Origin of the sequence: Neptuniibacter marinus (genome assembly GCF_001597725.1) — a bacterium.
Lineage (GTDB): Bacteria > Pseudomonadota > Gammaproteobacteria > Pseudomonadales > Balneatricaceae > Neptuniibacter > Neptuniibacter marinus.
The window spans coordinates 370,193-383,178 of the sequence record NZ_LUTR01000002.1 but is presented as its reverse complement, the minus strand read 5'-3'; the positions used below and the strand labels follow the sequence as shown (position 1 = coordinate 383,178).

Genomic DNA, 12,986 nt, shown 5'->3' with positions numbered 1-12,986 from the left:
GGGGCTATAGCTCAGCTGGGAGAGCGCCTGCTTTGCACGCAGGAGGTCTGCGGTTCGATCCCGCATAGCTCCACCATAACTCTTCAGTCTAAGGATTAAGAGTTTTAAAACATAGCTCAATTAGTGAAGATTGTTTACTAAGTGACTTATCTTTTAAAGCTTTTTTGCTTTAAACGCTCTTTAACAATTTGGATTTAGATTCATTGATTTAGATTGACTTGTATTTTTCATACAAGCGCCAATTCGGCGAAATCTATCGTTACTGTACTAATCAGTTACTATGATTCCAGACGCCTTCGGGTTATATGGTCAAGTGACTAAGCGTGCACGGTGGATGCCTTGGCAGTCAGAGGCGATGAAGGACGTTGTAACCTGCGATAAGGTTCGGGGAGCTGGTAAACAAGCTTTGATCCGGACATTTCCGAATGGGGAAACCCACCTATTTATAGGTATCTTTTGCGTGAATACATAACGCATTAGAGGCGAACCCGGGGAACTGAAACATCTAAGTACCCGGAGGAAAAGAAATCAACCGAGATTCCCTAAGTAGCGGCGAGCGAACGGGGATTAGCCCTTAAGCAATAATGTAGTTAGAAGAAGGCGCTGGAAAGCGCCGCCATAGTGGGTGATAGCCCCGTATTCAAAAACTTATTTATTGTGAAATCGAGTAGGACGGGACACGTGATATCCTGTCTGAACATGGGGGGACCATCCTCCAAGGCTAAATACTCCTGACTGACCGATAGTGAACCAGTACCGTGAGGGAAAGGCGAAAAGAACCCCTGTGAGGGGAGTGAAATAGATCCTGAAACCGTGTACGTACAAGCAGTGGGAGCCGTTTTAGGACGGTGACTGCGTACCTTTTGTATAATGGGTCAGCGACTTACTTTTAGTGGCAAGGTTAAGCAATTGCGGAGCCGTAGGGAAACCGAGTCTTAATAGGGCGTCCAGTCGCTAGGAGTAGACCCGAAACCGAGTGATCTATCCATGGGCAGGTTGAAGATGCAGTAACATGCATTGGAGGACCGAACCGACTGTCGTTGAAAAGCCAGCGGATGACTTGTGGATAGGAGTGAAAGGCTAATCAAACTCGGAGATAGCTGGTTCTCCTCGAAAACTATTTAGGTAGTGCCTCGTGTCTAACCATGGGGGGTAGAGCACTGTTTCGGCTAGGGGGTCATCCCGACTTACCAACCCGATGCAAACTCCGAATACCCATGAGTTCAATCACGGGAGACACACGGCGGGTGCTAACGTCCGTCGTGGAAAGGGAAACAACCCAGACCGTCAGCTAAGGTCCCAAAGTTTATGCTAAGTGGGAAACGATGTGGGAAGGCTTAGACAGCTAGGAGGTTGGCTTAGAAGCAGCCACCCTTTAAAGAAAGCGTAATAGCTCACTAGTCGAGTCGGCCCGCGCGGAAGATATAACGGGGCTAAGCATAACACCGAAGCTACGGATGCACTTAGTGCATGGTAGAGGAGCGTTCTGTAAGTGGTTGAAGCGGAAGCCGTAAGGCACCGTGGACATATCAGAAGTGCGAATGCTGACATGAGTAACGATAAGGGAGGTGAAAACCCTCCCCGCCGGAAGACCAAGGGTTCCTGTCCAACGCTTTTCGTGGCAGGGTGAGTCGGCCCCTAAGGAGAGGCTGAAGAGCGTATCCGATGGGAAACAGGTTAATATTCCTGTACTGATTATAACTGCGATGGGGTGACGGAGTAGGCTAGGCTAGCGCGGCGTTGGTTGTCCGCGTTTAAGGTAGTAGGCTAAGGACTTAGGTAAATCCGGGTCCTTGTTAGGCTGAGAACCGATGACGAGTTCCTATATGGAACGAAGTAGTTGATGCCATGCTTCCAGGAAAAACCTCTAAGCTTCAGGTTATAACTAACCGTACCCCAAACCGACACAGGTGGTCAGGTAGAGAATACTAAGGCGTATGAGAAAACTCGGGTGAAGGAACTAGGCAAAATGGCACCGTAACTTCGGGAGAAGGTGCGCCGGTTTTAGTGATGGGACTTGCTCCCTAAGCTGAGGCCGGTCGAAGATACCAGGTGGCTGCGACTGTTTATTAAAAACATAGCACTCTGCAAACTCGAAAGAGGACGTATAGGGTGTGACGCCTGCCCGGTGCCGGAAGGTTAATTGATGGGGTTAGGATTCGTCCGAAGCTCTTGATCGAAGCCCCGGTAAACGGCGGCCGTAACTATAACGGTCCTAAGGTAGCGAAATTCCTTGTCGGGTAAGTTCCGACCTGCACGAATGGCGTAACGATGGCCACACTGTCTCCACCCGAGACTCAGTGAAATTGAAATAGCGGTTAAGATGCCGTTTACCCGCGGCTAGACGGAAAGACCCCGTGAACCTTTACTACAGCTTCACAGTGGACTTTGATATTACTTGTGTAGGATAGCTGGGAGGCTTTGAAACTTTATCGCCAGATAGAGTGGAGCCAATCTTGAAATACCAGCCTGGTAATATTGAGGTTCTAACCTAGGTCCCTAAGCGGGATCAGGGACATTGTGTGGTGGGTAGTTTGACTGGGGCGGTCTCCTCCCAAAGAGTAACGGAGGAGCACGAAGGTACCCTCAGCATGGTCGGAAATCATGCAATGAGCGCAAGAGTAGAAGGGTGCTTGACTGCGAGATAGACACATCGAGCAGGTACGAAAGTAGGTTCTAGTGATCCGGTGGTTCTGTATGGAAGGGCCATCGCTCAACGGATAAAAGGTACTCCGGGGATAACAGGCTGATACCGCCCAAGAGTTCACATCGACGGCGGTGTTTGGCACCTCGATGTCGGCTCATCACATCCTGGGGCTGAAGCCGGTCCCAAGGGTATGGCTGTTCGCCATTTAAAGTGGTACGCGAGCTGGGTTTAGAACGTCGTGAGACAGTTCGGTCCCTATCTGCCGTGGGCGTTTGAGATTTGAGAAGAGTTGCTCCTAGTACGAGAGGACCGGAGTGAACGAACCTCTGGTGTACCGGTTGTGATGCCAATTGCATTGCCGGGTAGCTACGTTCGGACGGGATAACCGCTGAAAGCATCTAAGCGGGAAGCCTCCTTCAAGATGAGATCTCACTGGGAACTTGATTCCCCTAAAGGGCCGTTGAAGACTACGACGTTGATAGGTTGGGTGTGGAAGCGCTGTGAGGCGTTGAGCTAACCAATACTAATTGCCCGTGAGGCTTGACCATATAACGCCCAAGGCGTTTGGCAAGTGATTGATTAAGTAGAGAATAAACACGATAGAGAGTAACGAATTAGCGTGTGTTAGAAAGTACAAGGTTGAGACAACAGACTCCCTTCTAAATCAAAATGAATTTGAATCTTAATTGTGACAGTTTTGCTTGGCGACCATAGAGTTGTGGAACCACCTGAATCCATCCCGAACTCAGACGTGAAACGCAATATCGCCGATGGTAGTGTGGGGTTTCCTCATGTGAGAGTAGGTCATCGCCAAGCATTTATTTAGAGAAACCCCGGTTACTACGTAGCCGGGGTTTTTTGCGTTTGGGGCTTGGGACGACTTTGTGGGGCTCTGGCGTTAGGGCCTTTAGATTTAAGGTTTAGGTAAGTAAATTCTGATTAAGTTTGTTTTTCTTGTTTTATATCCAATTGTCATTTCTCTGTATTGTGCATGTGCGGTAATAGCCGTTAGTATTAACCTATTTAGCAGAGAGTTTTTATGTCTGACTTACTGATGGCGGGAAAAAAAGTGCTTATTGTTGGTATTGCCAATGATAAGAGTATTGCTTACGGCTGTGCGAAAAAGCTTAAAGAACATGGTGCGGAACTTGCGATAACATACTTGAATGACAAAGCTAAACGCTTTGTAGAACCTCTTGCAGATGAACTCGAGGCAAGTATCTTTATGCCCCTAGATGTGACAGTACCTGGGGATATGTCTGCTGTATTTTCAGAAATTGAGCAGCGATGGGGTTCTTTAGATGGGGTTATCCATTCGTTGGCGTTTTGTCCTTTAGAGGATCTGCATGCCCCAATCTCTGAATGCTCAAGAGACGGCTTTTTGCAGGCGATGGATGTTTCCTGTTACTCATTTATTGAGATGGCAGGCATGGCCAAAGGGCTGATGTCGGAAGGGGGCTCTTTAATTAACTTCTCCTACTTAGGAAGCGCGTTAGCTACCGGTGATTATAATATCATGGGTTGTGCAAAGGCCTCCCTTGAGGCGGCTACTCGCTATCTTGCGCGTGATTTAGGGCCGCAGCATATTCGAGTTAATTGCATCTCCCCAGGAACTATAGCGACTCGTGCGGCTGGCGGGATAAAAGATTTTGATGCAATGCTAGAATATAACCGACACAAAGCGGTTGATCATCTGTTACCTACAACTGAAGAGGTTGGGGGGGCTGCGCTGTATTACTTAAGTGATCTCTCTCGTGGCGTGACAGGAACTACACATTATGTTGATCACGGTGTTTGTATTGTAGGTTAAGTTCTTTTTACTCCGTTATTTTCATTAAATATTAACCCAGAGATTCTCTGGGTTTTTTATTTTTGTGCCAAAACAATATGATAGCTAAGAATATTCACCCTTTTTCTTTTAAGTTATTCCTATATCGGCCGATTATTACATTCTAATGAGTTCTTTCTTGTTAATCTTCAATTAAGTGATTGTATCGGCAGTTTAAGACCGGTAAATTTGTAGGTCTATATTTGAGTAAAACACTTCAGGAGTGAAAAGATTGCTTTCACTGTTTAAAAAGAAGATGAAATCTGGCGGAATAACCTCAGTTGTGTTTACTGGGAAAGGTGTTTCTTTCGCCCATGTAAAGCAAACAGCTTCTCATCCAGAACTATCTTTCTGTGAGCATGTTTTTTCTTCTAATCCTTTGAATGAGTCGGCCCGTTTTTCTGAATTAATTAAAGATAAAGGGCTCAACGGTAATAGTGCACTTATCGTTATGCCTGAATCGAGCTATCAAATTCATCTAGTTGAACGTCCATCCGTTCCTGATGAAGAGCTTAGAGATGCACTGCGTTGGAAAATTAAAGATTTAGTTAGCTTTGATATTGAAAAAGCGGTGATCGATTATATAGAGCTGCCTGATGATGCCTATCGTGGCCGATCACGTATGTTGTATGCCGTTGCTGCCCAACAGGATGAAATTGATCGTCGTGTTGAATGGTGTGAAAGCATCGGCCTAGAACCGATTGTTGTGGATGTTCCTGAATTAGCGTTGTTGAACCTTACTGAAGATCTTGCTGATACTGAAGCAGGATTAGCTGCATTCTTTTTAGGCGATGAAAGTAGCTCGATAAATCTGCTGTCGGATGCCTCGCTCTATTTTACGCGTCATTTACAATATAGCCGAACGGACGGTGCTGCTGATGCAGGTGCCGCTGTATTAGAGTTACAGCGCTCACTCGATTATTACGAAAGCCAAGTTGGTAAGCCGCCTTGTGTTCGTTTGTTAGTGTTGCCATTTCAGTCAGATGATACACCACTGATGAGTGAACTACGTCAAAACTTACATCTTGATATTCATTCATTAAATCTTAACAACCTTATCTCAAGTTCAGTTGAATTATCCGATGATCTGCAACAATGGACAACGATCGCGGTTGCTGCAGCATTAAGAAGTGAAAGCTTAGAGGTGGACAGGGTTCTATGAAACAACGAGTTAATCTCTACAACTCTAATAAATCTAAACAGAAGTTCGATCCTCTGAGCTATAGTGGTAGCTTAACTCTAGTTGGGACGATCGTTGTCCTATTTTTAGTTGTAGGTCTAGGATTGACGGTTTATACAAATTACCAACAAGGCCAGCTAGAAGCTTTAATCAGCGATCAGAAAAAACTGGAAGCAGCGGTTAACACGGAACAGGCCCGTTTTTCGCTGAAAGAAGCGAATGCGGAACTGATTGTTGAGAAACAACGTATACAAAGTCAAATTGCATCAAGGCAGCAACTTAAAAACTTGCTATATCGTATTCAGCCTAGTCACGGAACTAGCTTTTCATCTTACCTTTACGCTTTAGCTGAGTCATCACAGCCTGATAGTTGGCTAATTGAATTTCAATTAGATAATACGCAACATCGCTTTAGCGCATATGGCGGTGCGGTTGAGGCTCCAGCGGTACCTGTTTTGTTAGAAGCAGTATCTCGCACTGAAGTATTTCAAGGCCTGAGTATTGGTGAACTTGATTTAGAATCGGGTGAATCGGGTGTTCTATTTAAAGCGACTGCGGAGTTACGTGCCTATGAATAAGGCTGCTCACAAGTGGGATGCACTGAGTTCGCGAGAGCGATGGTTAGTAATTATTTCTGCGGTGGTTATTCCTGTTGTGCTTATTTACATTGCGCTAATTGAGCCGAGCATTATAAGTCTTCAGCATCAGCATGCAAAGTCTACAGATCTGAAAATTGAGATGGCGAGTAAAAAGCAGGTATTGGATCTTTTAAGGGCTAAAGAGCCTGTAGATCCTAATATTGCTGTGCGTGAAGAGCTAAAGCGATTACGTCTAGAGCTTACAAATGCGAATGCTGATATTAGACGAGCGGCGACCAATTTAGTCTCTCCTGATCAAATGTTAAGTATGCTGAAAGATGTTTTAAAGAATGAGCAAGGCGTTTCTTTGCTCAGTGCTAAAAGTTTAGCTGTAGAGACTCTAGAGTTAGGCGGGAACAATACGAATACAAAATCCGGATCGTCTACCCCTTCCGCTGTCATTTATGCGCACCCTTTTGAGATTGAGTTACAAGGTAACTATCAGGGTATATATGATTATCTACAAAAGATTGAGCAATTAGATGGCGTTTTCTTTTGGGATACTCTGAACTATGCCGTAGATGAATACCCTGCAGCAAAAGTAAAAATAAGAGTGCATACCTTAAGCTCTGAAGCGAGGTGGTTAGGTGCATAAGTTGGTTATCGGTTTGTCTTTCTGTATCTGCTCCTCTTCAGTTTTAGCTGAGCGCTTGCCTGCTGACCCGACTCGTCCGGCAACGGGCATGTATCATCTGTCGCCAGCTAAGCGGGTAGCCTCTGTTTATAAAGTGAGCTCTCTAGTGACAGGTAAGAAAAAAAATACGGCTGTTGTTAATGGTCAACGTGTAGAAGTGGGAGATTTAATTGATAGCGCTACGGTTTTATCAATTAGTCGTGAAGGTGTCATGCTTGATATTGGAAATAAGCAACAATTGATCTCTTTATCTGATCGGAAAGGATTCAGTAAAGTAAAGAGTGGGAAATAGGTCTATTAGTTATGAAATACATTTTCAATATCCACGTCCTTGTTTGTTTACTGTTTGTGAGTGGCTGTCAGGGGATCTCGCCCATTGCTGGTTCAACAACTCAGCAGGACGGTGTTGCTGCTATTGAAGAAGCCATTGCGGTTAATGAGCAGCAGCGGGAAATACCTGCGCCTCCATCGGCTCCGATTGCTTTGTTGCCCCCGCTAAATCTAGGTGCAGCGGCTTCATCTTCGGAAGAACGGTTTGATATTACTGCCGAGGCGCTACCCGCAAGAGAATTTTTTATGGGCTTAGTCCAAGGGACACCTTATAACATGATTGTTCATCAAGATGTCGGAGGCGCTATTTCTGTAGAATTAAAAGATGTTTCCGTAGATGAAGTGATGAACGCTATTCAACGGGTATATGGTTATGAATACACACGTAGTGGTAATTTATATCAGGTGATGCCTGCTTCACTTCAAACCCAGATCTTTCAGATAAACTACCTTGATATAGATCGTCAAGGAAGTTCGGATACACAAGTCAGTGCAGGTTCTGTGAGCTCGTCGGGCGATAATTCGAGTACGGATGAGGTTATAGGAACACGAATTAGTACGAAGACATCGACTAACTTCTGGGGGACTTTACAAAGTACCTTAAATACGATTATTTCTGGAGAAGGTCGTAAAGTGGTTGTCACGCCTCAAACGGGGGTTGTTGTTGTTCGTGCTTTGCCAAGCGAATTAGCAACAGTAAGAGATTACCTTACACAAGCTGAACTTATTTTGCATCGCCAAGTTGTTATTGAGGCAAAAATATTAGAAGTAACCTTAAATAATGGCTTCCAAGCGGGTGTTAACTGGACCGCGCTGGCTGAACCCGGTACAGGAAAAACGGCTTTGCTTAGTTTGTCGTCAGAAACACTGACTAATAACGATGATATAGGTGGAATATTTAAAGCTGATTTAAGCTTAGGTGATTTCACTTCAGTGATTGAGCTTTTAGGAAGCCAAGGTGATGTTCAGGTGCTGTCTAGTCCCCGAGTTTCAACGGTGAATAACCAAAAAGCAGTTATTAAAGTAGGTACAGATGAGTTTTTCGTAACGGATGTTGAAAATACAACAACAACAGGTACCAGTACGACTTCTTCACCCAGTATAGAGTTGACGCCCTTTTTCTCAGGTATTGCTTTAGATGTAACACCTCAGATCAGTGAGAAGGGAGATATTGTTTTACATATCCACCCAACGGTTTCAGAAGTTATCGACCAACAAAAACAGATCAGTGTTGGTTCAGATGACTTTAATATCCCCCTTGCTTTAAGTTCTATTCGAGAATCAGATAGCATCGTAAGAGCTGAAAGTGGTCAAGTGATTGTGATCGGCGGATTAATGAAATCAACCGATAGTGATACAGAGGCTAATGCACCGGGTTTGAGCGATTTGCCCGGTATTGGACGTTTATTTAAACAAAAGCGCCAAGCGGGAAGTAAAACCGAGTTAGTTATTATGTTGCGTCCTGTACTAGCTAATCATGATAATTTACAAGATGAATTAAAACGTAGTCTTCGGTCGTTTAAAAATTTGCAGCCTACTCCTGCACAGTAGCTGAGGCTAATGGATGTACACGGAACACTTTGGTTTAAGCGAATTACCTTTTACGCTGACACCTAATACGCATTTCTTTTTGAATATGCCGACCCATCATGAAGCGCTGAATTTAATGTTGGTGGCTCTGGCCGGTGGGGATGGCTTTGTTAAAGTCGTAGGTGAAGTTGGTACAGGTAAAACGCTGTTGTGCCGCAAACTGCTTAATGCATTAGACAATGATGAATATGTTACAGCCTACATACCTAATCCTTACTTAAGTCCTTACGAATTTCGTAAAAGCTTTGCTCAAGAGATAGGGCTCGATGTTAATGGACTTGAAGACTTTGATCTTCTTAATGCGATTAATCAGCGCCTTGTAGAATTGGCGCAGAGTAAACGTAAAGTCGTGCTACTCGTTGATGAAGCACAGGCTATCCCTGAAGAAACAATAGAGGCTTTAAGGCTGTTAACCAATCTTGAAACAGAAACGACTAAGTTGTTTCAAGTGGTGTTGTTCGGGCAGCCAGAACTGGATGAATTACTGAGCCAAGCGTCTTTAAGGCAGTTATTACAGCGAATTACCTTTAGTTATGAATTGAGTCATCTGGAGAGTGAGGCTGTAGAGCACTATATTGAACAGCGGGTACAAAAAGCCGGTTTTACTGGGCTTTCTCTTTTTAAGAAAGAGGCGTCACGTAAAATAGCGAAAGCTTCGGCTGGTACGCCTCGACTTATCAATATTCTAGCGCATAAAGCGTTGATGGTTGCGTATGGCAAGGGCGCTTTAAACGTAGAAAGCTCTCATGTGGTACGTGCTATCGAGGATACACAAGGTATTGTAAAGACAAAGGATAGTCGACCTCTTTTATGGGGCGCTATTAGCTGTTTACTCTTAGTCACGCTTTATCTTGTGTATATAGGGGTTAATCAATGAGTTTGGTTAATGACATGCTAAGGGACTTAGAGCAGCGTAATGAAAGCGCTAAGCAGGTTCCTGGGCTGCAGTCAGCTGTTAAAGCCGCTCAATATGTTGAAGAAGAGACCGGTAGTAAAGCACCTCGAATTACGTTGTGGCTGATCGGTCTAGTTGCAGTATTTACAACCTGCTGGTTGTTGTGGCATCAGATACAAAAAACTCAAACCTATACTGACACTAAGGGCTTATCTACCGCATCTCTGAATGCTGCAGACAGCGAGGAACAACAAGGCTCAGAACTTAGCGAATTAAGTGCTGAAAAGCGCTTACAGGGCTCCTCGGCAATAGAGAAGCCACTTTCTGTCACCCCAGCTCCGAAAAATACAGGCCTCGTTTCTATTAATGATATTAAATGGGCGGGGGCTGATTTTGGTGGTGATTTAGTTGTGAGGCTTGATGGCGATGCTGATATCCAAGTTTTAAATCAGAAAGATAATAGTATCGTGATTGCTATTGATGATGCTGTTTTAAGAACGACGCTTCCTTCGATAACAAGTAATTATATTAAGCGCTTAGATATTGAGGCTGAACCGGATAGAAACCGAACCTTGTTAACATTAACGACCAATCGAAAAAGCCAGTTTTCTTTTCGTGTTCAAACCTCACCGACAACCCTTATTCTTGGTGTAATACCTGATGAAGCTGCTCTCGTTATTAATGATCCATCTGATGTTGAGACGGTCGAGATTACTGATATTGGCGTATCAACTATACAGACGCCCTTAACCGTTATCAGTGTAGGCAGTGAAAAGGACAGTATTCGATCTTCTGCTGAGCTACAGGTTAATCTTACCGAAGCGTTGCAGGCTACGAAGCCTGTTGTTTCAAAGCCGGTCACTAAGTCGTCCAATGCATTAACAGATCGTCAGTTTGCTAAGCGTGCACGGCGGATGATTAATGAAGGCAAATTGGATGAGGCTGAGAGTTTATTAACTAAGGCGATAGCTCAAGAACCATCTAAAACTGAACAATCTAGAGTGCTGCTAGCAACTTTATTGTTGTCTAAAGGTGAAACCGCTGCAGCTCAAAAGTCGATAGAGAAAAGTCGCGACCTGCATCCATATAATAGTGATTTAAAGAAATTACAGGCACGTATATGGATGGCTGAGAATAAAGCGTCTCAATCAGTCGATCTGCTTAGTGCTGATTTCCCGTTGCTAGAAACTGATCAAGAGTACCATGAGTTGTTAGCAAGTGCTTATCAGCAAGGCGGTAATTCGGAAGATGCTGCGCGAATTTATTTCCAATTGCTGCAATCGAATAACAGCATTCCACGATGGTGGATTGGAATGGGTTATGCGCTGGAACAAGTAAAGCGTTATGCTGATGCTCGTAATGCATATCAGAGCGCTTTACAGATCCCGACAATTGATAGTCGGTTGAAAAGTTATGCTCGCCAGCGTATTGAAACGCTGGTGGGTCGTTAGGAGGAAGGGGCCGAATGGGCGCACCCAAAATGAAAATCCGTATTGGTGACTTACTGGTTCAGAACGGTGTTTTGTCTGAAGCTCAGCTAATGGAAGCGCTAGATAAGCAGAAACAGACGCGTCAGAAATTGGGTAAGACACTGGTATCTATGGGGTATGTAAAGGAGCAGCAGTTTCTTGATTTTCTATCCCAGCAGCTGAACATTCCTCTGGTTGAGTTGACTCATTACTCATTTAATCAGGAAGATGTTTTACGTTTACCTGAAACTCAGGCTCGGCGCTTTAGGGCGCTAGTATTAAAGGAAGATGCTGATCATTTTCTAGTTGGGATGTCTGACCCAATGGATATCTTTGCGTTTGATGAATTGCAAAGAGTGTTACCTAAACCTATCGAAATTGCAGTCGTATCTGAAGCTCAGTTGCTGCAATCTATGGATCTACTTTATCGCAAGACCAGTGATATTGAAGATTTAGCTGATCAGTTAAATGAAGAAATTGCAGATGATGCATTTGATTTGGCCGCCCTAACAGCTACAGATGAAGTAGATGTTCCGGTCGTCAAACTGCTGAAAAGCTTGTTTGAAGATGCGGTTCAAGTTGGTGCCTCAGATATACACATTGAACCGGATGAAACGGTGTTACGTATTCGGCAGCGTATTGATGGTGTGCTCCATGAGCATGTTATGAAAGAGAAACGTATAGCTTCAGCGCTTGTACTACGCTTAAAGCTAATGGCCTCATTAAATATATCAGAGAAGCGTTTGCCTCAAGATGGTCGTTTCAATATTAGTGTAAAAGGGCATAGTGTTGATGTACGTATCTCGACCTTACCTATTCAGTTTGGTGAATCAGTTGTAATGCGTTTGCTTGATCAGTCCGGTGGAATTATAGGACTAGAAAAAGCTGGTTTGCCTAATGATATGTTACATAGGCTCCGTAGAATGATTCACGAGCCCCATGGGCTTTTATTGGTGACGGGTCCTACAGGTAGTGGTAAGACTACAACTTTATATGGTGCGCTTAATGAGCTAAATAGCCATCAGAAGAAGATTATTACTGTAGAAGACCCAGTGGAATATCGTTTACCTCGAGTAAACCAAGTACAGGTTCACCCCAATATAGGTTTAGATTTTTCCACAGTACTGCGTGCTACCTTGCGTCAGGATCCGGATATTCTTTTAGTCGGGGAGATTCGAGATAAAGAGACCGCTGATATTGCCTTGCGTGCAGCGATGACAGGACACTTTGTCTTGTCCACGTTACATACTAATGATGCTGTATCGAGCGCTATGCGTTTAATTGATATTGGTATCGAAGGCTATTTGGTTGCGTCTGCATTGAATGGGATTTTGGCACAGCGTTTAGTGCGCAAAATCTGTGAAAACTGCACTCAAGATTATCAGCCTACTGATTCAGAAAGGCTATGGCTGGATACGCGCCAAGAGGAGCTAGGATTAGATAATATCAGCCTACAAAAAGGGCGCGGCTGTACTTATTGTAATAATACGGGCTACAAAGGGCGTACCGGTATATTTGAGTTATTAGAAATAAACGAAAATATGGCTGATGCTCTTCGCCGCAATGATAGCGCAGGTTTTACCATTGCTGCTAAAACAGATTCACATTATAAACCGTTAGCTTATAGCGCTTTGGAATTAGCTATCGCTGGAGTAACTTCATTAGATGAAGTGTTCCGTGTAACAGAGCAGTTGGACGAATCTATTTATCTCGACGCACCTGATGCCTCAATTGAGCTTGGCTCAATGGATGTCGGTGGTTTAGAACTTGAATGA

General features: G+C 44.2%; 9 protein-coding genes, 1 tRNA gene and 2 rRNA genes. All 12 read left to right on the top strand.

Annotated features, from left to right (window positions below; translation table 11 throughout):
* The 12 genes from A3774_RS03700 (at window position 1) to A3774_RS03645 (ending at window position 12,986) form a co-directional block, all read left to right on the top strand.
* Window positions 1-76, top strand: a tRNA-Ala gene (locus tag A3774_RS03700).
* A 231-nt stretch (window positions 77-307) separates the two neighbouring features.
* Window positions 308-3,195 (top strand): 23S ribosomal RNA (locus A3774_RS03695).
* 152 nt (window positions 3,196-3,347) lie between these two features.
* A 5S ribosomal RNA gene (rrf, locus tag A3774_RS03690) occupies window positions 3,348-3,463 on the top strand.
* Between the two features lie 223 nt (window positions 3,464-3,686).
* A complete protein-coding gene (gene fabI / locus A3774_RS03685) occupies window positions 3,687-4,457 on the top strand; it encodes an enoyl-ACP reductase FabI (protein WP_067863266.1) in 771 nt (256 codons plus the stop codon).
* A 250-nt stretch (window positions 4,458-4,707) separates the two neighbouring features.
* Entirely contained in the window at window positions 4,708-5,637 is a 930-nt protein-coding gene (pilM, locus tag A3774_RS03680) for a pilus assembly protein PilM (RefSeq protein ID WP_156473647.1), read from the top strand.
* On the top strand, window positions 5,634-6,233 hold the full coding sequence (locus tag A3774_RS03675; RefSeq protein WP_067863260.1) for a hypothetical protein: 600 nt from the start codon (window positions 5,634-5,636) through the stop codon (window positions 6,231-6,233). The genes pilM and A3774_RS03675 overlap by 4 nt, the downstream gene beginning before the upstream one ends.
* A complete protein-coding gene (gene gspM / locus A3774_RS03670) occupies window positions 6,226-6,888 on the top strand; it encodes a type II secretion system protein GspM (RefSeq protein ID WP_067863257.1) in 663 nt (220 codons plus the stop codon). The genes A3774_RS03675 and gspM overlap by 8 nt, the downstream gene beginning before the upstream one ends.
* Window positions 6,881-7,219, top strand: coding sequence for a hypothetical protein (locus A3774_RS03665; RefSeq protein WP_156473646.1), 339 nt, complete (start codon window positions 6,881-6,883; stop codon window positions 7,217-7,219). The genes gspM and A3774_RS03665 overlap by 8 nt, the downstream gene beginning before the upstream one ends.
* A gap of 11 nt (window positions 7,220-7,230) precedes the next feature.
* Window positions 7,231-8,808, top strand: a complete 1,578-nt coding sequence (gene mshL, locus A3774_RS03660; protein WP_067863251.1) for a pilus (MSHA type) biogenesis protein MshL — start codon at window positions 7,231-7,233, stop codon at window positions 8,806-8,808.
* 13 nt (window positions 8,809-8,821) lie between these two features.
* Window positions 8,822-9,724 carry an ExeA family protein gene (locus A3774_RS03655; RefSeq protein WP_067863248.1) on the top strand — a complete coding sequence of 301 codons (903 nt, stop codon included), beginning with the start codon at window positions 8,822-8,824 and terminating at the stop codon, window positions 9,722-9,724.
* Window positions 9,721-11,193: a tetratricopeptide repeat protein gene (locus tag A3774_RS03650; protein WP_067863245.1), complete on the top strand. Its 1,473-nt coding sequence runs from the start codon at window positions 9,721-9,723 to the stop codon at window positions 11,191-11,193. Before A3774_RS03655 ends, A3774_RS03650 begins: the two co-directional genes overlap by 4 nt.
* Before the next feature lie 14 nt (window positions 11,194-11,207).
* The gene (locus tag A3774_RS03645) at window positions 11,208-12,986 is read left to right on the top strand and encodes a GspE/PulE family protein (protein ID WP_067863242.1); all 1,779 of its coding nucleotides are present in this window, start codon (window positions 11,208-11,210) and stop codon (window positions 12,984-12,986) included.

Coding starts and splice junctions, on each gene's coding strand:
- mshL (WP_067863251.1), top strand. CDS start 7,231: ATGAAATACATTTTCAATATCCACGTCCTTGTTTGTTTACTGTTTGTG.
- A3774_RS03675 (WP_067863260.1), top strand. CDS start 5,634: ATGAAACAACGAGTTAATCTCTACAACTCTAATAAATCTAAACAGAAG.
- A3774_RS03655 (WP_067863248.1), top strand. CDS start 8,822: ATGTACACGGAACACTTTGGTTTAAGCGAATTACCTTTTACGCTGACA.
- A3774_RS03645 (WP_067863242.1), top strand. CDS start 11,208: ATGGGCGCACCCAAAATGAAAATCCGTATTGGTGACTTACTGGTTCAG.
- fabI (WP_067863266.1), top strand. CDS start 3,687: ATGTCTGACTTACTGATGGCGGGAAAAAAAGTGCTTATTGTTGGTATT.
- gspM (WP_067863257.1), top strand. CDS start 6,226: ATGAATAAGGCTGCTCACAAGTGGGATGCACTGAGTTCGCGAGAGCGA.
- A3774_RS03650 (WP_067863245.1), top strand. CDS start 9,721: ATGAGTTTGGTTAATGACATGCTAAGGGACTTAGAGCAGCGTAATGAA.